17 protein-coding genes and 1 tRNA gene are annotated in these 17,870 nt (G+C 73.0%); 11 read left to right on the top strand and 7 right to left on the bottom strand.

Annotated elements, in window-relative coordinates; all coding sequences use genetic code 11:
• Nucleotides 1-452, top strand: a 452-nt coding sequence (locus tag ACFE60_RS01610; protein WP_375387087.1) for a biotin/lipoate A/B protein ligase family protein, incomplete at its 5' end; no start/stop codon positions are given.
• A 4-nt stretch (nt 453-456) separates the two neighbouring features.
• Here ACFE60_RS01610 and ACFE60_RS01615 read toward each other — a convergent pair.
• From ACFE60_RS01615 to ACFE60_RS01625, 3 genes are all read right to left on the bottom strand, one after another.
• The gene (locus tag ACFE60_RS01615) at nt 457-1,311 is read right to left on the bottom strand and encodes a LamG-like jellyroll fold domain-containing protein (RefSeq protein ID WP_375387088.1); all 855 of its coding nucleotides are present in this window, start codon (nt 1,309-1,311) and stop codon (nt 457-459) included.
• A complete protein-coding gene (locus ACFE60_RS01620; protein WP_375387089.1) occupies nt 1,308-2,201 on the bottom strand; it encodes a S26 family signal peptidase in 894 nt (297 codons plus the stop codon). The genes ACFE60_RS01615 and ACFE60_RS01620 overlap by 4 nt, the downstream gene beginning before the upstream one ends.
• Before the next feature lie 82 nt (nt 2,202-2,283).
• Nucleotides 2,284-2,919, bottom strand: coding sequence for a hypothetical protein (locus ACFE60_RS01625; protein WP_375387090.1), 636 nt, complete (start codon nt 2,917-2,919; stop codon nt 2,284-2,286).
• A gap of 130 nt (nt 2,920-3,049) precedes the next feature.
• On the opposite strand from ACFE60_RS01625, the gene ACFE60_RS01630 reads away from it, so the two are divergent.
• The 5 genes from ACFE60_RS01630 (at nt 3,050) to ACFE60_RS01650 (ending at nt 7,945) form a co-directional block, all read left to right on the top strand.
• Nucleotides 3,050-3,616 (top strand): MarR family winged helix-turn-helix transcriptional regulator, encoded by a 567-nt coding sequence (locus tag ACFE60_RS01630; RefSeq protein WP_375387091.1) that lies wholly within the window; start codon nt 3,050-3,052, stop codon nt 3,614-3,616.
• A gap of 42 nt (nt 3,617-3,658) precedes the next feature.
• Complete coding sequence (htpX, locus tag ACFE60_RS01635; protein WP_375387092.1) at nt 3,659-4,531, top strand: zinc metalloprotease HtpX; 873 nt, start codon at nt 3,659-3,661, stop codon at nt 4,529-4,531.
• Nucleotides 4,532-4,638: 107 nt separating this feature from the next.
• Entirely contained in the window at nt 4,639-6,072 is a 1,434-nt protein-coding gene (locus tag ACFE60_RS01640) for an amino acid permease (RefSeq protein WP_375387093.1), read from the top strand.
• Nucleotides 6,069-6,914, top strand: a complete 846-nt coding sequence (locus ACFE60_RS01645) for a universal stress protein (RefSeq protein ID WP_375387094.1) — start codon at nt 6,069-6,071, stop codon at nt 6,912-6,914. The genes ACFE60_RS01640 and ACFE60_RS01645 overlap by 4 nt, the downstream gene beginning before the upstream one ends.
• 182 nt (nt 6,915-7,096) lie before the next feature.
• Nucleotides 7,097-7,945, top strand: a complete 849-nt coding sequence (locus ACFE60_RS01650; RefSeq protein WP_375387095.1) for a D-alanyl-D-alanine carboxypeptidase family protein — start codon at nt 7,097-7,099, stop codon at nt 7,943-7,945.
• A gap of 87 nt (nt 7,946-8,032) precedes the next feature.
• Here ACFE60_RS01650 and pgm read toward each other — a convergent pair whose 3' ends face one another.
• The 3 genes from pgm to ACFE60_RS01665 form a co-directional block, all read right to left on the bottom strand.
• Nucleotides 8,033-9,655: a phosphoglucomutase (alpha-D-glucose-1,6-bisphosphate-dependent) gene (gene pgm / locus ACFE60_RS01655; RefSeq protein ID WP_375387096.1), complete on the bottom strand. Its 1,623-nt coding sequence runs from the start codon at nt 9,653-9,655 to the stop codon at nt 8,033-8,035.
• Nucleotides 9,656-9,762: 107 nt separating this feature from the next.
• Nucleotides 9,763-12,030, bottom strand: coding sequence for a prephenate dehydratase domain-containing protein (locus tag ACFE60_RS01660; RefSeq protein WP_375387097.1), 2,268 nt, complete (start codon nt 12,028-12,030; stop codon nt 9,763-9,765).
• A gap of 166 nt (nt 12,031-12,196) precedes the next feature.
• Nucleotides 12,197-13,231 (bottom strand): diacylglycerol/lipid kinase family protein, encoded by a 1,035-nt coding sequence (locus tag ACFE60_RS01665; RefSeq protein ID WP_375387098.1) that lies wholly within the window; start codon nt 13,229-13,231, stop codon nt 12,197-12,199.
• An 88-nt stretch (nt 13,232-13,319) separates the two neighbouring features.
• On the opposite strand from ACFE60_RS01665, the gene serS reads away from it, so the two are divergent.
• Together serS and ACFE60_RS01675 are read left to right on the top strand one after the other, a co-directional pair.
• Nucleotides 13,320-14,585: a serine--tRNA ligase gene (serS, locus tag ACFE60_RS01670; protein ID WP_375387099.1), complete on the top strand. Its 1,266-nt coding sequence runs from the start codon at nt 13,320-13,322 to the stop codon at nt 14,583-14,585.
• Entirely contained in the window at nt 14,582-15,376 is a 795-nt protein-coding gene (locus tag ACFE60_RS01675; RefSeq protein ID WP_375387100.1) for an HAD family hydrolase, read from the top strand. Before serS ends, ACFE60_RS01675 begins: the two co-directional genes overlap by 4 nt.
• A gap of 127 nt (nt 15,377-15,503) precedes the next feature.
• Here the strand turns inward: ACFE60_RS01675 and ACFE60_RS01680 are convergent, their stop codons facing one another.
• A complete protein-coding gene (locus tag ACFE60_RS01680; RefSeq protein WP_375387101.1) occupies nt 15,504-15,761 on the bottom strand; it encodes a hypothetical protein in 258 nt (85 codons plus the stop codon).
• Between the two features lie 114 nt (nt 15,762-15,875).
• On the opposite strand from ACFE60_RS01680, the gene ACFE60_RS01685 reads away from it, so the two are divergent.
• From ACFE60_RS01685 to deoC, 3 genes are all read left to right on the top strand, one after another.
• A tRNA-Ser gene (locus ACFE60_RS01685) sits at nt 15,876-15,960 on the top strand.
• A gap of 101 nt (nt 15,961-16,061) precedes the next feature.
• Nucleotides 16,062-17,102 (top strand): ribokinase, encoded by a 1,041-nt coding sequence (locus ACFE60_RS01690; RefSeq protein WP_375387102.1) that lies wholly within the window; start codon nt 16,062-16,064, stop codon nt 17,100-17,102.
• A gap of 47 nt (nt 17,103-17,149) precedes the next feature.
• Nucleotides 17,150-17,863, top strand: coding sequence for a deoxyribose-phosphate aldolase (deoC, locus tag ACFE60_RS01695; protein ID WP_375387103.1), 714 nt, complete (start codon nt 17,150-17,152; stop codon nt 17,861-17,863).
• Nucleotides 17,864-17,870: the final 7 nt, after the last annotated feature.

A 17,870-nucleotide genomic window follows, 5' to 3' on the forward strand; every position in this document is an offset into this window, starting at 1 on the left:
TGTCCTTCGCCGAGTCCTACGCCTATCTCGACGACTGGGTGCTGCAGGCGCTGCGCTCCCTCGGCATCGACGCGACCTACCAGCCGCTGAACGACATCAGCTCGCCCGCCGGGAAGATCGGCGGCGCCGCTCAGAAGCGCCTCGGCGGCGGCGCGGTGCTGCACCACGTCACGATGTCGTACGACATGGACGGCGAGAAGATGGTCCAGGTCCTCCGCATCGGCCGGGAGAAGATGAGCGACAAGGGCACGACGAGCGCCGCGAAGCGCGTCGACCCCCTCCGCAAGCAGACGGGGCTGCCGCGCGCGGCGATCATCGAGCGGATGGAGCAGACCTTCGTCCGCCTCACGGGCGCGCAGCGCGACGACCTCACGGCGGCGGAGCTGGCGGCGGCCGAGGACCTGGTCCGGACCAAGTTCTCGACCCGGGAGTGGCTCGAGCGGGTGCCCTGACCGGTCAGAACGTCGGCGCGGCGTGGTTCGCGATCTGCTGGGCGGTGAGCGCGCTCGTGTAGACCGCGGCGGCGCGCAGCCGCCCGGTGAACCACGGGTTCGTGGGGGCGTTCGACCATCCGGGGCCGATGGTGTCGTACCCGACGCGCCAGTAGCCGTTGAAGACCTGCGCGGAGGTGGTGGCGGCGTCCGACGCGACCAGCCTCCCGTCGAGGTGGAGCGCCATCCCCGAGGCGGAGAGGGTCGCCGCGACGTGGTGCCACGCGCCGTCCGCGTAGGTCGACGCCGGCGACGTGAGCGTGCGGTAGGCGCTCGGGTAGACCCCGAACACGACCGCGCCGTTCTTGTTGAGGTACAGCTGGCGGTCGTACTGGGCGGACGCCCCCGTCGTGCTCGAGCCGAACCCGATCAGCTTCCCGCCCTTCACCGTCGTCTGGAAGTCCACCTCCAGGGTGAACACCTGCGGGTTCGTCTGCGAGGTGCCGTAGTACGCGGCGCTCGTGCTGCCGTCGAGCCGCCACGCGCTGCCGCCGTCGCGCGGGCAGGCGATCGGCGTCGACGCGTCGGACACCACGCTGCCCGTGTACGTGCCCGTGCGGTTGCTGCCGCTGATGTCGGTCGCGGTGGTCGCGCCGGAGGCGTCGGCGAGCGGCCACTGGAACAGCGCGGCCGCCTTGTCCGCCGCGATCGCGGGCTGGCAGGTGAAGTAGTTCGCGGTGCCGGCGGTGTCCGTCGAGTTCGTGATCCGCGCCGTGAACCCGCCGGAGGCGCCGGGCACGCCCGCGGCGAGGCCGCCGAGCAGCGCGAGCGCGGCGCCGGCACCCAGCGCGGCGGCACGACGGCGCAGGACCCGCCTCATGCGGCGCCCGGCTCGTCGCGGGGCAGGCCGACCGCGAGCACGACGAGCGACGGCAGCATCGCGACGGCGATCAGCACCAGCTGCATCGCCCACCCGAGGTCCGGCACGGCGGAGATCCGGCCGGCGGCCTGCGCGGAAGCCGGGAGGGTGACGACCTGCGGCGTGCCGTCGCTCAGCCGCGCCAGCACGGTGCCGGCGGCGTCGACGAGGCGGATCGGCAGCAGCCCGGTCGAGACGACGGAGGCCCTGACCGCGTCGCCGGCGGCCTCCGAGGCGATGAGCACGATCTGGACCAGCGGGTGCAGCCACAGCAGCACCCCGGCGGCGACGAGGTGCAGGCCGACGACGCGGGTGGAGGCGCGCCGCGCACGGGACCGGATCGGCGCCGTGACCAGCAGCACGAGGAGCGCGCCGGCCAGCAGCACGGGCAGGCCTCGGACGCCGAAGCCGATGCCGGGCAGCAGCGCGACCGCCTCCCCGGTCACCGCGGAGCGCGGCAGGGACCAGGCGTCCGGCGCGCCGTTGATGTCGCCCTTCGTGCGCACCGAGCCGTCGGCGGCGACCGAGACCACGCGGTGCGTGTAGCTGCGAGGGACGCCGGGCGGCCGGAACGCGATGACGTCGCCGACGCGCAGGTCGCCGGGCGGCGTGGTGATCACCAGGGTCCCGACGGGTGCGGCCGTCCCCATGGAGGGGGTCTCGACCGCGAACCAGCGGACCCCGGCCAGCAGCGCGACGCCGGCGGCGGCGCTGACGAGCAGCGCGACGACCGCGACGACGGCAGGACGCGAGCGGTCCTGCCGCGATCCGCCACCGCGGAGGCCTCGGCAGCGAGCGGCGCGGGCGCGGGCTCGGCGGTCGAGGGCTCCGGGAGGCCGACGAGCCACCACGGGGTGGCGTCGACCCGCGGATCGATCCCGTCGCGGACGGCCTCGTCGCTGAGCGACCAGGCCGTCCGGCCGGGAAGGAGGGTCAGCTGTTGAACGTCCACGTCATCGGCACGGAGGCCTGCAGGCCCTGGTAGGCGTTCGTCGCGGCCGCGTCGAGCGTCACCGTGAAGGTGAACGTCGAGGTGCCGCCAGCGGCGACCGTCGTGAGGTTCTTCGCGGCCGAGCCGGCGAACGCGGTCAGGGTGCCGCTGGAGATCTGGGTGCCGTCCTGCTTCACGACGAGCGTCAGCTTCGTGCAGAGGTCCGTGGCGGTGCCCGCCGGCGTCGCGATGGACGTCTGCGTGCAGGTCCCTCCGGGCGTGAGCATGAAGGTGCTCGCGTTCAGCGTGCCCGTGTTCCTGATCGTCACGGTCGTGGTGACCGGGGTGCCCGGGACCATCGTGGTCGTGCCGCCGAACTCGTTGACGGTGGAGCAGGTGGCGGCGTTCGTGGTGATGCCGCTGCCGTCGACGGAGGTGCACGTGACGGTGGCGCCGGCGTTCTGCTCCTGCATGACGAGCGTGCCGGTCGCGGCGCTGTTCACGCTGTTCGTGATCGCGGCGGTGAAGCCGGAGAGCGTGCCGGTGACCGACAGGGACAGCAGCCCCGCCGACAGCAGCACGGTGGTCAGCGCGAGCGGCGTGAACCGCATCCGGCTCGCGACGGTGGACTTGGACATCGGGATCCTCTTGTCCGCTCCCCCGAGCGGACAGACCGAACGGTATGTCGGTCACCGAACCATGCGCGCGCCCCCAACCTGGGGCGGTCTCGAAGCGATCCGAGGAGCACCATGGCTCCGGGAGGTGCTGATGGCCGGGAACGACGAGGGGGACGACCTCCTCCTCGGTGCCCACGACGCCCCGGTGACGCCCTCGGTGCGGGAGGTGCTGCGCGGCGTGCTCGCGCTGCAGCTGGCCCACCGGCGCGCGATGGCGGTCCTCGCCGGATCGCTCGGCCTGACCGAGAGCGACGTGCTCGCGCTCGCCCTGCTGGTGCAGCGGTCGCGGGTCACCGTCGGCGCGCTCGCGGCCGAGCTCGGGCTCACCCGCGGGTCCGCCTCCCTGCTCGTCACCCGGCTCGAGACGGCGGCCCTCGCGCGGCGGCTGCACGACGACCGGGACCGTCGCGTCGTGCACATCATCGCCACCGATGCCGGCGCGGCCGCCGTCCGCACGGTGCGCGACGCGTACGTCGTCGCGCTGGAGGCGGCGATCGACGGCCCCGACCGGGACCTGCGCGTCGCGGCGTCGGTGCTGCAGGGCACCGCGGGGCGACTGCTCGAGGCCGCGGAGGCGAGCATCCACCCTCCTGACGCGTCGTCCGCTGCCGGCGGACTCGAAGGCGGCTGGGAAGATCGGCCTCCAGCCTGCTGTTGACCTGGATGTCGCCGAGCGAACGGCGCGGATCGGAAGGATCGGATGCACCGCCACCACAACGGCCTGAAGACCGCCATGCTCTTCGGACTGCTCGGCGGGGTCGTCCTGCTCGCGTCCTACCTGCTGTTCGGCCGCAGCCTCGGCGCGCTGACCATCGGGCTCGTGATCGCACTCGTCGTGAACCTGATCTCGTACTGGTTCAGCGACTCCGTCGCGATCCGCGCCATGCGCGCCCGGCCGGTGACGGAGGCGGAGCAGCCGACGATGCACCGGATCGTGCGCGAGCTCTCCGCACGGGCGGGCCAGCCGATGCCGCGGCTGTACGTGTCGCCCACCGCGGCGCCGAACGCCTTCGCCACCGGGCGGAACCCGGAACACGCCGCGGTCTGCTGCACGGAGGGGATCCTCGCGATCCTCGACGAGCGCGAGCTGCGCGGCGTGCTCGGCCACGAGCTGATGCACGTCTACAACCGCGACATCCTCACCTCCTCGATCGCCGCGGCGATGAGCTCCGTCATCACCTACCTGGCCTACGCCGCGATGCTCTTCGGCGGCGGCAACGACCGCGACCGCGGCGGCAGCCCGATCGGCGCGCTGCTGATGCTGGTCCTCGGCCCGCTGGCCGCCGGCCTCGTGCAGATGGCGATCAGCCGCACCCGGGAGTACGACGCGGACGAGGACGGCGCCACGCTGACGGACGACCCGCTGGCCCTCGCCTCCGCCCTCGCGAAGCTGGAGCGCGGCGTGCAGGCGCGCCCGCTCGCGCCCGAGCCGCAGCTGCAGTCGGCGAGCCACCTGATGATCGCGAACCCGTTCAGCGCGCGCGACGTGGGCCGCCTGTTCTCGACGCACCCCCCGATGCAGCAGCGCATCGCGCGGCTCGAGGCGATGGCCGGGAGGCCGCTCAGCCGCTGAGCCCGCTCGGAGGAACCTGCGGAAGCGCTCGGAGAATCCGGTGGACGGGCGCTGAGGCGGGACGCTGAGCCCGCGCGGCGCCCCCGGCGCGCGCGGAGGGAGCGTCCGTGTCGATCAGCGAGCTGTTCCGCACCAGGAGCATCCAGGACCTGGTGAAGGAGACCGGGCGGGAGGGGGAGCAGCTCAAGAAGACGATGGGGCCGGTCACCCTCACCGCGCTCGGCGTCGGCGCCATCATCGGCACCGGGATCTTCGTCGTGATCGGCGAGGGCGCGAAGCTCGCGGGTCCCGCCGTGATCCTCGCCTTCGTGCTCGCCGGGATCACCTGCGCGTTCTCCGCGCTGTCGTACGCGGAGCTCGCGTCGGCCGTGCCGGTGTCCGGCAGCGCCTACACGTTCTCCTACGCGACGCTCGGCGAGCTCGTCGCCTTCATCATCGGCTGGGACCTGATCCTCGAGTACGGCGTCTCGGTCGCCGCCGTCGCGGTCGGCTGGGGCGGCAACGTCAACGAGTTCCTGAAGTCGGCGTTCTCGTTCGAGCTGCCGGCCGCGATCACCAAGTCCCCCTCCGAGGGCGGCGTGATCAACGTCTTCGCCGTGGTGATCGTGCTGCTGATCACCCTGCTGCTCACCCTCGGCACCCGGGAGAGCGCGACCATCAACGCGGTGATGGTCGGCGTCAAGATCGTGATCCTGCTGTTCTTCATCGTGGTCGCGTTCACGGCGTTCAGCGGCCGGCACTTCGAGCCGTTCACGCCGAAGGGCATCCCCGGCATCGCGGCGGCGGCCAGCACGATCTTCTTCGCCTACATCGGGTTCGACGCGGTCACGACGGCGTCGGAGGAGACGAAGAAGCCCGCCAGGGACCTGCCGATCGCCATCATCGGCTCGCTGCTGATCTCCACCGTCCTGTACGTGCTCGTCTCGTTCACCGCGGTCGGCATCGCGTCGACGAAGAGCCTGGGCGACAGCGACGCCCCGCTGTCCACGGCGCTGCGGGAGGGTGCCGGCATCCCCTGGGCCGGCGCCGTGCTGTCGCTCGGCGCGCTGATCGCCATCACCAGCGTCGTGCTCGTCATCATGTACGGCCAGACCCGCATCTTCTTCGCGATGTGCCGCGACGGGCTGCTGCCCAGGCGGCTCGCGCGGGTGAGCCCCCGGTTCGGCACACCGGTGCAGATCACGGTCGGCTTCGGGCTGCTGATCTCCGTGCTCGCGGCGCTCGTGCCGCTCGACGTGATCGTCGAGCTGACCAACATCGGCACGCTGTTCGCGTTCGTGCTCGTGAACATCGGCGTGATCGTGCTGCGCCGCACCCGGCCGGAGCTCGAGCGCCCGTTCCGGGTCCCGTTCGTGCCGGTGCTGCCGATCATCGGGATCCTGCTCTGCGGCACCCTGATCGTGCAGCTGCCGATCGAGACCAAGCTGCGCTTCGTCGCGTGGCTGATCATCGGGCTCGTCATCTACGTCGCGTACTCCCGGCGGCACTCGCGCGTGCGCACCGGCGAGCAGACCGACCTGCCGCCCGCGGAGGACGCGTGAGCGCGCCGATCCTCGCGGCCTACCGCGGTCCGGCCGGTCCGGACGTGCTCACCTTCGCGACGCGCCTGCGGGCCGCCTCCGGCCGCCCGCTGCAGGTGGTCACGGTGTACCAGGGCGCCGCCCCGATCGGCCGCGGGCGGGTCGACGCGGAGTGGGTCGCCCACAACCGCGAGCAGGCGGAGGCGGTGCTGGACGACGCGCGGGCGGCGCTGAGCGGGACCGAGGCGACCTTCGTCCCGGTCGCTGCGGAGTCCGCCTCGCGCGGTCTGCACGACCTTCTGGAGGAGGCGGGGCCGGGCGCCGTCGCCGTGCTGGGCTCGAGGCGCACGAAGGGCACGCGGCGCACCGCGCCCGGCAGCACCGCCGACCGGCTGCTCACCGGCGCGCCCGGACCGGTCGTGCTCGTCCCCTGGGACTACGAGGAGTCGACCGCGCCGGAGGTGCGGCGCATCGCGGTCGCGTACATCGACACCCCCGACGGCCGCGCGGCGCTGACCGCCGCCCGCGACCACGCGCGGGACGTCGCGGCGTCCGTCGACGTCGTCTCGGTGCTGCCCGACACCCTGGTCCGGCCGACGCTGGGGGAGCCGCGCCGGTTCGCGGAGGGGCAGCGGCAGGACTTCGCCGCCGCGCTGGCCGCCGCGGCGCGCGACGACGAGCGGCAGGTGCTGCTCGACGGCCCGGTCGTCGACGCGCTCGCGGACCTGCGGCCGGAGGACGCCGACCTGCTCGTGATCGGCTCCCGCGGCTACGGTCCCGCACGCCGGGTGCTGCTCGGCGGGGTCTCGGCGCGGCTGCTGAAGCACGCCCGCATCCCGGTGATGGTCGTGCCGCGTCCCTGATCGCGCCTTCCCGCCCCGCCCCGGAGCACTTCAGCAGGAAGAACGCACATCGGCAGGAAGTTCGAGCCGACTTCTTCCTGCCGTCGGGAGTTCTTCCTGCCCGAGTGCTCTGTGCTTCCTGCTGACGCGCTCGGTCCGCGCGGGTCCGCGGTGAGGTCGGCGCCCGCCCGTAGGCTCCCCGCGTGCTCCGTCCCGCCGGTCGTGCCTTCTGCGCCGCCGCCCTGCTGCTGATGCTCGCGGGATGCACGTCGCAGCAGCCCGGGCCGGGTTCGGTGCCCTCCTCCACGGCGTCCTCCGGCGCGGCGGGCGGCGCGACGCCCGCCTCCACAGCGCCCACCTCCCTCGCGCCCTCCGCTTCCGCCGGCTCGGCCACGAGCCTGCAGGCCGCGACGACGCCCGCGAAGCCGGCGAGCACCCCGAAGCCCTCCGGGTTCGACTTCTCGGCACGCTCGCTGGACGACCCCACCAGCCTGTGGGTGGTGGTCGACAAGCGGCGGCCGCTGCGACCGAGGACCTACGTCCCGCCGGACCTCGTGACGCCGCAGGTGCCGCACACGAACGTGCCGCAGCTGCGGAAGGTCGCCGCCACCGCCCTCGTGACGATGTTCGCGGCCGCGAAGCGGGACGGGGTGACGCTGTACTCGCTGTCGGCGTACCGCTCCTACGCGACCCAGAAGTCGATCTTCGACCGCAACCTCGCGTCGCTCGGTCGCGCGACGACCCTGAACCTCACCGCGAAGCCCGGCTACAGCGAGCACCAGACCGGCCTGGCGGACGACCTCGGCGACGGCTCCTCCTGCGACCTGCAGGTCTGCTTCGAGTCGCATCGCGCGGCGAAGTGGCTCGCGGCGAACTCCTGGCGCTACGGCTGGGTGCTGCGCTACCCCCTCGGGTACACGAGGATCACCGGCATCCAGACGGAGCCCTGGCACTTCCGATACATCGGCACGCCGGCCGCCACGGAGATGCACCGCACCGGCGTCAAGACGCTGGAGCAGTTCTTCGGCCTGCCCGCCTCCCCCGACTACTGAGCGCTCCCCCACCGCTCGATCGACGCACCGTCCCCGACTCGATGTCGCGCGTCGCCGGATCAGGGACAGGACGTCGATCGCGCGGCGCTAGCCCCCGAGGGCCGCGTCGACGATGCGCTTCGCCTCCGCCTGGACCTTCGCCAGGTCCTCCGGGCCCTTGAAGGACTCCGCGTAGATCTTGTAGACGTCCTCGGTGCCGGAGGGGCGGGCCGCGAACCACGCGGACTCCGACGCGACCTTCACGCCGCCCAGCGCCGCGCCGTTGCCGGGCGCCTTCGACAGCTTCGCGACGATCGGCTCCCCCGCCAGCTCGGTCGCCGACACCGCGTCGCCGTCCAGCCTGCCGAGCGCCGCCTTCTGCGTCTTGGAGGCGGGCGCGTCCACGCGGGCGTACGCCGGGTCGCCGAACTCCGCGGTCAGCTCGCGGTACAGCTCGCTGGGGGAGCGTCCGGTCACGGCGCGGATCTCGGAGGCGAGCAGGCACAGCAGGATGCCGTCCTTGTCCGTCGTCCACGTCGAGCCGTCGCGCTTCAGGAAGCTGGCGCCGGCGCTCTCCTCGCCGCCGAACGCGACGGACCCGTCGATCAGGCCGGGCACGAACCACTTGAACCCGACCGGCACCTCCACCAGCTCGCGGCCGATCGAGGCGACGACGCGGTCGATCATCGACGACGACACCAGCGTCTTGCCGACCTTGGCGTCCGCCGGCCAGTCCGGCCGATGCGTGTAGAGGTACTGGATCGCGACCGCGAGGTAGTGATTCGGGTTCATCAGCCCGCCGTCGGGCGTGACGATGCCGTGCCGGTCCGCGTCCGCGTCGTTGCCGGTGAGGATGTCGTACTCCCCGGCCCGCGCGACGACCGAGGCCATCGCGGAGGGGGAGGACGGGTCCATCCGGATCTTCTCGTCCCAGTCCAGGGTCATGAAGCCCCAGGCCGGGTCCACGACCGGGTTGACGACCGTCAGGTCGAGGCCGTACGTGTCGGCGATCGCCTGCCAGTAGGTGACGGAGGCGCCACCGAGCGGGTCGGCGCCGATGCGGATGCCCGACGCCTTGATCGCGTCGATATCGATGATCGACGCCAGGTCCTCGACGTAGCGGGTGCGGAAGTCGTAGGTCTCGACGGCGGACGGCTCGGCCCGTCGCACGTCCTGCAGGTCGGCCGCGATGATCTCGTTCGCCCGGTCCGCGATCCAGTTCGTGGCGTCGGAGTCGGCGGGACCGCCGTGCGGCGGGTTGTACTTGAAGCCGCCGTCGGCCGGCGGGTTGTGGCTGGGCGTGACGACGATGCCGTCCGCCTGCGGCTCCCCCGGGTGCTCGCGGTTCCAGGTGATGATCGCGTGGCTCACCGCGGGCGTCGGCGTGTAGCCGTCGAACTCGTCGACCAGCACGCGCACCCCGTTCGCGACGAGCACCTCGAGCGCGGTCGTCTGCGCCGGCGCGGACAGCGCGTGGGTGTCCACCCCGATGAACAGCGGCCCGCTGGTGCCCTGCCCGGTGCGGTACTCGACGATCGCCTGCGTGATGGCCGCGATGTGGTCGTCGTTGAAGGCGGTGTTCAGCGAGCTGCCGCGGTGGCCGGAGGTGCCGAACACCACCTTCTGCTCGGGGTTCGACACGTCCGGGTGGCCGCTCCAGTACGCCTGGACCAGCCCCTCGACGTCGATGAGATCGGACGACTGCGCCGGCGTCCCTGCTCGTGAGGTCATGGCCTCATCCTGGCGCAAGCGTCTGGCTCTTCGTATTGAAGGCGTTCTGGCGCGGTGCGACGCCGGACCGCCTCGTTGCGTGGCGCCAGAACGCCTTCACAACGGGATCAGGAGGCGTCGACGCGGACGACCGGGGTGCGGGGCGACCACGGCAGCGTGCCGAGCAGGCGCGCGCCCGCCGGCTCCTCGCCTCCCGCCGCGCTCGAGATCAGCAGGAAGCGCCCGGTCGCGTCGGTCAGCAGCTCCGCGAACGCGGCGGCGCCCGGGCTGCGGAGGAGGGGCAGGACGTCGGCGGCGTCCGCCCCCACCCGCACCGAGCGCAGGGTCGGATCCGAGCCGTCCTGCTGCGGCGCGAACTCCCCCGGCGACCCGAGCACGAGGAACCGGGTGATCGAGCCGGAGAGGTCGTCCACCTCCCGCTCGATGACGCGCAGCCCGCCCGTCGCGAGCCCCGCGCCGCCGAGCGCGACCGCGGGCGCCTCGGAGGCGAGCGCCCGCTCGAGCGCGCCGGCGGTGGAGTCGGTCTGCACCGGCCGCAGCCCCCACCTGGCGATGAAGCGCGTGCACTGCGCGAGCCCCTGCGGGTGGCTGAACACGGTCGCGCCGCGGAACGACTCGAGGGGGCCGCCGGCCGCCGTGTACGCGTCGAAGCGGACCGGCACGTCGACCACGCCGCTCGCGACGATCGGCGAGGCGTGCGCGAGCAGCGCGTCGACCGCCCGCCACACGAGGCCAGAGGCGGAGCTCGAGATCGGCAGCACCGCGATCGTGCCCGGCCGCACCGCGGCCAGCACCTCCGGGAATGTCGCGAGCGCGACCAGGTCCCCCGCCTCCAGGCCGACGCTCGTCGCGCACCGCCGCGCGGCCGCCTCCGAGAACGTCCCCGCCGGCCCGAGGTACGCCACGTCGAACGCGGCGCTGGAGAGGGTGCGCGCGACCCCGACCGGCCAGGCGTACGCGGCCTCCACCTCCCGGCGGACCGCCTCCACGGTCGCCTCGAGGTCGCGGTCCGCGCGGATCGCGAGGTGCACGACGACCGACCGCTGCCCGGTGCGCACGACCTCGTCGAGCAGCCGCACGTCGCGCAGGCCCTCGAACTGCGCGACGACGCGGGCGACGCCGGTGCCGGCGACCGACTCCGGCACGAGGAACCGCACGTCGCGGCCGAGGAAGGCGAGCTGCTCGTCGAGCACCGCAGCGAGCTCCGCGCCCTGCACCAGCTCGATGTGGCCGAGCCCGAACGACTGCGACCGCACCTTCGTCGGCACGCCGAGGTGCCGCGCGTTGTCGAGCCCCGCCCCGTCGAGCAGCGCGGCGCGGCCTGCGGGTCCGACGAGCAGCAGCGCGAGCTCGACCCGGGTGGGGGAGACGTCCACGATCCGGCCGACGCGCACGGGGCCGGCCGTGCCGACGCGGCGCAGCCCCACGAGCCTCCCGTCGATCCGGCGTCGGGAGATGTCGCGCCGCCGCGCCTGCGCCGCCTGGATGCCCGCGGTCGCGGACGCCTGCAGCTCCTCGAACAGCGCCCCCGTGATGCGGTCGCGCACCCGGACGACGGAGGTCTCGAAGTCCGCGTCCTCCAGGTCCGCCAGGGAGGCGGCGAGCCGGCCCGCCGCGACCCCGCCCCCGTCCGCCTGCACGGCGGCGACCAGCGCCTGCTGCCGCGGGTCGAGCGCCCGGGCGGTCAGCCCGAGCAGGCTGTCGAACAGCGGGGTGCGGAGGGTCCACAGGGTCTGGAGGTCGACGTCGCTGCGGGTCACCGCGTCCGCGAACGCGACCAGCGCGCGGTGGGTCGTCGCCTGCACGGTCGCCATCGCGGCGTCGTGCTGCGCCGCGGTCCCGGTGCGCAGGACGCCGCCGCTGCCGGTCACCGCCGCGTCGAGCCAACCCGGCACCTCCGGGCGGTCGCCGACGACGTAGACGCCCTGGCCGTCCACGGCGGTGACGCTCGGGTCGAAGAGGAGGTGGACGCCCCAGAGGGCGGCGTCCCCGGCGAGCGGCCGGGCTGCCTCCAACGTCGCCCGCATGGTGCTCGTGACCAGCACGACGTCGGTGCCCGGTCCGACGTGCGGGGCGAGGTCGCGCAGCACCGTCGGCATCGCGGCGGCGGGCACGGCCACGATCAGCGCGGCCGCCGCGCCCGGCGCGATGCGCGACCCGTCGGCGACGCGGTCGAGCGCGCCCTGCGCTCCGGAGACCGCGACGAGGGTCGTGCCGTCGTCCCGGTCCCGCAGCGCACCGGCCGCGGAGGGGGTGTCGACCAGGACCGCGGCGCGGCTGCCGCCGGCCAGCCGGTCCGCGAACCAGCGCCCCGGCCCGAGGGCGGCGCCGACGACGACGACGCGCCCCTCGGTCGTCCCGCCGCTGCCCGTCACGGCAGCAACGATGCCAGAGCAGGACGCGACCGTGGAGGCTCCCGGTCGACGCCCTCGCCGTTCCGCCGATCTTCGGCCGTTCCGCAGGACCCGGCCGACCCGCCGGTGGGTGGTCGCAGCGCGCCGGCGCGTCGGGGAGGAGCTGCGGATCCGCGAGCGCGCGCGCTCAGACCTTCTGCGCCTCGCGCTCCTCCTCGGAGTGGGGGAGGCGGTCCTGCTCCGTGGCGGGGATGCGGACCGCGAGCCCTCCGGGGTGCACCCGCGCGCGCACCGCGACGACCTCGCCCATCGTGTCGCCGTCGAGCTGGAACTGCTGCGGCGTCTCGGTGCGGAACACGACCTCCTCGCCCTTCAGGTAGCGCAGCGTCCGCACCTCCTTCGTGTAGCTGAGGATCTTGCGGCCGACCTCGCTGCGGCGCATCACGCCGTTCTCCCAGAGCACCTTCCACAGGATCTGGATCCAGCCGAACAGGCCGTCGGGGCGCAGCGCGACGATGTCGAAGATGCCGTCGTCGACCGCCGCCTCCGGCAGCAGCAGGATGTTCCCGGTCAACGTGCCGCAGTTGCCGATCAGGACGCTGTTCACCCGGACGGAGCGCGGCTCGCCGCCGTCCAGCTGGAAGCGCATCCGCACGGTGTTCTCGCCGCGCAGCGCGCGGGCGATGCCCTGCACGTATGCGAGCCAGCCGACCCGGGCCTTCAGCTTCGGGTCGGTGTTCGCGATCATCGCCGCGTCGATGCCGATGCCGGCCATCACGACGAAGGCGTGCGTGTCCTTGCTGCCGTCCTCCCGCCGCAGCTCCACGACCCCGAGATCGATCCTGCGGTCGACGCCGGTGAAGGCGGTGCTGACGGACTCCTCGAGGCGGTCGAGCGAGAGCCGCAGGTTGCGGGCCAGCAGGTTGCCCGTGCCGGAGGGGAGCAGCGTGATGGGCACGTCGGTGTCGCCGATGCCCTCCGCGACGGCGCGGATCGTGCCGTCGCCGCCCGCGGCGAGCACGACGGCGGCACCGTCGGCGGCCGCCTGCTTCGCCTGCCCGGTGCCCGGGTCCTCGACGGTCGTGGGGTACCAGCGGCTCTCGGCCCACCCCGCGTCAGCGGCCTCGCGCTCGACGGCGGCGCGCAGCCGGTCCTCGTCGACCTTCACCGGGTTGAAGACGACGGCGGCAAAGCGCGGAGGGGAGTCGACGGCCGCAGACATGCGCAGAAGAGTACTGAGCGTGCCCCGGGCGGGGGCTGAGCGGTCTGTGAGAGCGCTCTGAGGAGAACGCCCCGAATAGGCTGAGCAGGTGATCGACCCGCAGCTGCTGCGCTCGGCGCCCGAGGTCGTCGAGGCCTCCCAGCGGGCTCGGCGGGCCGACGTCGGCCTGGTGGCCGCAGCCGTGCGGGCGGACGCGGACCGGCGGGACGCCATCGCCGAGTTCGAGCGCCTCCGCGCCGAGCAGAACGTGTTCTCGAAGCGCGTCGGAGCCGCCGCGAAGGAGGAGCGCCCGGCGCTGCTCGCCCAGGTGAAGCAGCTCTCGGCCGAGGTCAAGGCCGCGTCCGAGCGCTCGTCCGCGGCGGAGGCGGTGGCGGAGGAGGCGGTCGGCGCGATTCCGAACGTCGTGCTCGCCGACGTGCCCGAGGGCGGCGAGGTTGACTACGTCGTGCTGCGCGAGGTGGGAGAGGTTCCCTCATTCGACTTCGAGCCCCGCGACCACCTCGAGCTGGGGGAGCTGCTCGGGGCGATCGACATGGTCCGCGGCGCCAAGGTGTCCGGCGCCCGGTTCTCCTACCTCCGGGGCGTCGGCGCCCGCCTCGAGCTCGGGCTGATGCACCTCGCCCTCGACCGGGCGCTGGAGGCCGGCTTCGTGCCCCTCATCACGCCCACGCTCGTGAAGCCCGAGATCATGCGCGGCACCGGGTTCCTCGACAAGCACGCCGACGCGGTCTACAAGGTCGAGGGCGAGGACCTGTACCTCACCGGCACCAGCGAGGTCGCGCTCGCCGGCTACCACTCGGACGAGATCGTCGACCTGACGGGCGGCCCCCTCCGCTACGCCGGCTGGTCGACGTGCTACCGGCTGGAGGCGGGCAGCGCCGGCAAGGACACTCGCGGCATCATCCGCACGCACCAGTTCGACAAGCTCGAGATGTTCTCCTACGTCGACCCGGCCGAGGCCGAGCAGGAGCACGCCCGCCTGCTGGCGATGCAGGAGCGGATGATGACCGACCTCGGGCTCGCCTACCGCGTGATCGACACCGCCGCCGGCGACCTCGGCTCCTCCGCTGCCCGCAAGTACGACGTGGAGGCGTGGATCCCGACGCAGGGCACCTACCGCGAGCTGACGTCGACCTCGAACTGCACGACCTACCAGGCGCGCCGCCTCGCGATCCGCCACCGCACCGAGAGCGGCCGCACCGCGCCCGTCGCGACGCTGAACGGCACCCTCGCGACGACGCGGTGGATCGCGGCGATCCTCGAGACGCACCAGCAGGCGGACGGGTCGGTGGTCGTGCCGGAGGTGCTGCGACCGTTCCTCGGCGGGCTGACCACCCTGCAGCCGCTGTCGTGACCGACCGCTACCTGGTCGGCCTCGACATCGACGGCACGATCCTGCACGAGGACGGCTTCATGTCGGACGCGGTGCGGCGGGCGGCGCTCGCGGCCGAGGACCGCGGGCACGAGGTCATGCTCGCAACGGGTCGGTCCTCCTCCTCCACGACGCCCGTGCTCGAGCAGCTGGGGCTCACCCCCGAGTACCTCGTCTGCTCGAACGGTGCGGTGACCCTGCAGCGCGACGCCGCCGCGCCCGACGGGTACCGCCGCGAGCGGATCGAGACGTTCGACCCGTCCCAGGTGCTGACGACCATCGCGGGCTCGCTCACGGACGCGCGCTACGCGGTCGAGGACGCGGAGGGGTACTTCCGCTACACCTCCCGCTTCCCGGAGGCGGCTGTCGGCCAGGACAGCGAGGAGGTCCCCTTCGAGGGCCTGCTCGAGGTCGCCGCGACCCGCATCGTCGTCATCTCGCCGAACCACGCGATGGAGGAGTTCCTCGGCGTCGTGGAGCGGATGGGTCTGTCCCGCGTCAGCTACGCGGTCGGCTGGACCGCCTGGCTCGACATCGCACCGGACGGCGTGAACAAGGCGACCGCGATGGAGTGGGTGCGCGGCCGACTCGGGGTGCCGCACGAGCTGACCGTCGCGGTCGGCGACGGGCGCAACGACATCGACATGCTCGAGTGGGCAGCGCGGGGCGTCGCGATGGGCCAGGCGCCCTCGGAGGTCATCGCCTCCGCGGACGAGACCGCCCGCTCGGTCCGCGACGACGGCCTCGCAAGGGTGCTCGACTCCCTCCCCTGAGCCGCCCGCTCGCGGATCCGCAGTTCTTACCCGACACGCCGCCCGGAGGCGCCGCCCGCCGGCGCGCCGCCGGATTTCTGCGGATCCGCGAACCCCGCCGCTCCGGCACCTCATCCGGGGTGGGCGATCAGGGACTGAGCAGCAGGAAGTGCAGCGCGAGCCCGCCTGCGAACAGGGCAGCCGCGCCCGCCGTGACGAGCAGCGAGACCCGGGTCGTCCGCCGTGCCGCCGCGTCCCGCCCGTAGACGTGCGCGCGCACGGAGGTGCGGTTCGCCTCGTCCAGCACCCGGCGCACCTCCGGATCGCCGTGGTCCAGCCGTCCGGCGGCGTCCTGCCTGCGGATGCGGGCCGCCTCCTCCGGCGTCATGCGCGCGTTCGAGGCCATGAGCCATGATGGGCCCGCAGCACGTGTGTGCCCTGCGGACATCTGCGTGCGCCACGACGTATGCATATGTCCGCAACTCGCTCACTCGAGCCCGCCGGTATCGTCTGAGGCTCTGGAGGGCTGTCCGAGCGGCCGATGGACCCGGTCTTGAAAACCGGTAGGCAGCGATGTCTCGTGGGTTCGAATCCCACGCCCTCCGCAGTCGGAGCGCCTCCGCTCCCAGATCCGCGTCTTCTCGGGCGCCTGCGACGACCGACAGGGCGCGGGGCTCGTCCGTCGGCGGGAGTGTGCGCCTGGCGCGTGCCCACGGACACGATCCCCCTCAGCCGGGCCGCCGGTGCGATGGGCTTCTCAGTCGGGGTCCCCTCATCGCCACCCGGCGTGATCCGCAATTGCTTGTTCACGGTTGTCCTGGTACACATTGTTTTCATGCGCATCGCGGTCGTCGGAGGGTACGGCGTCGCCACCACCTATCGGGTGACCGACCTCCCCACGCCTGGCGCAACACTCATCGCGAGCGAACGGCGTCTCGACCTCGGAGGGAAGGGCTCGAATCAAGCGGTCGGAGCCGCCCGCCTCGGCGCTCGCGTCGCGTTGCTCACAGCGACGGGTGACGACGAGGACGGCGAGGCGGGACGGCGCCTCTGGGTGCACGAGGGCGTGTTCGCCGAGCACGTCGTCCGAAGCGCAGCCGGCACGATGGCGGGAGCGATCGTGGTGGCGGACTCGGGCGAGAACCAGATCGTGCTCCATCAGGGTGCGCTCAGCGACCTGACGGCCGAGGACGTGGGGCGGTTCGGTGGAGAGATCGAAGCCGCCGATGTGCTGCTGGTCTCTCTCGAGGTGCCGCTTGCTGCTGCGAGTGCCGCTCTCCGCCGAGCACGAGCAGCTGGAACTCGGACGGTGCTGAATCCCGCTCCCGCGACCACCCTCTCGATGGAGGTCCTCGCGTCGGTCGATGTGCTCACGCCGAACTGGACGGAAGCACGGGCGATCGCGGGTGCTCGGATCGGTCTCGATCCGACGCCCGATGAAGTCGCAGCCGCGCTGCACTCGATGTTCGGAGGGGCCCTCGTCATCACGCTCGGTCCGGACGGCGCGCTGATCCTCGAGGACGGCTCGATCACTCGGGTCCGCGCGGAGCAGGTCGACGTCGTCGACACGACCGGCGCGGGGGACGCGTTCAACGCCGCTGTCGCCGTCGGGTTGGCCGTCGGCCTCCCGCTCGAAGCCGCCGCGCGGTACGGCTGCAAGGTCAGCGCGTTCGTCGTGCAGCGGCCCGGCGTCGTTCCCGCGCTGCCGTTCGCGATCGACGTGGGTCGTCCCGGTGATCAGCGGTGAACGGCCGACAGGAAGCGGAACGCGAGAACGGGAATGAGGGAGGCGGAATGACCGACCAGACCGAGCGCACAGCCGTAGTCGATGTGGCGCCCAGCCATCTGGCGCGCTTCATCCAGCACACGAGGATCGAGGTGGGTTCCACCCGCGACGACATGGTGGAACACGCGGAGGAGACCATCCGCTACGGGTTCGATGCAGCGATGATCCCCGGCTCCTGGGTGCCGCTCGTCGCTTCTGTGCTCGCCGGCACCGGGATCGGCGTGGCATCCGCGCTCGACTTCCCCACGGTCGGCGTGACCTCGAGCGCGGGGAAGGCCGCCGAAGCGGCGGAACTGGTCCGGCTCGGCGCGACCCAGCTCGACATCGGGGTGCAGATCGGGTGGCTTCGCAGCGGCATGTACGACGAGTTCCGGGAGGACATCGCAGGAGTCGTCCGTGCGGCAGGAGTTCCGGTGAAGGTGATGCTCGAGCTTCCGCTGCTCACGATGGCCGAGCGGGAGGCTGCGGTGGAGCTCTCGCTGGAGGCGGGAGTCGCGTACCTGAAGAACGCGAGCAGTGGAGCGGTCGAGACCGCCAATCCCGCGAGCGTCCGCTTCCTCAAGGATCGGGCGCCCGCCGGCGTGCGAGTGAAGGCTTCCGGTTCCATCAAGAGCCAGGCGCAGGCACTCGACCTGCTGCGCGCGGGGGCGGACCTTCTCGGCACGAGCGCCGGAGTCGCGATACTCGCAGGATCCACCGACGACGACGTCGCTGGTTACTAGCGCCGTG

The sequence above is a fragment of the uncultured Amnibacterium sp. genome, from assembly GCF_964245895.1.
Lineage (GTDB): Bacteria > Actinomycetota > Actinomycetes > Actinomycetales > Microbacteriaceae > Amnibacterium.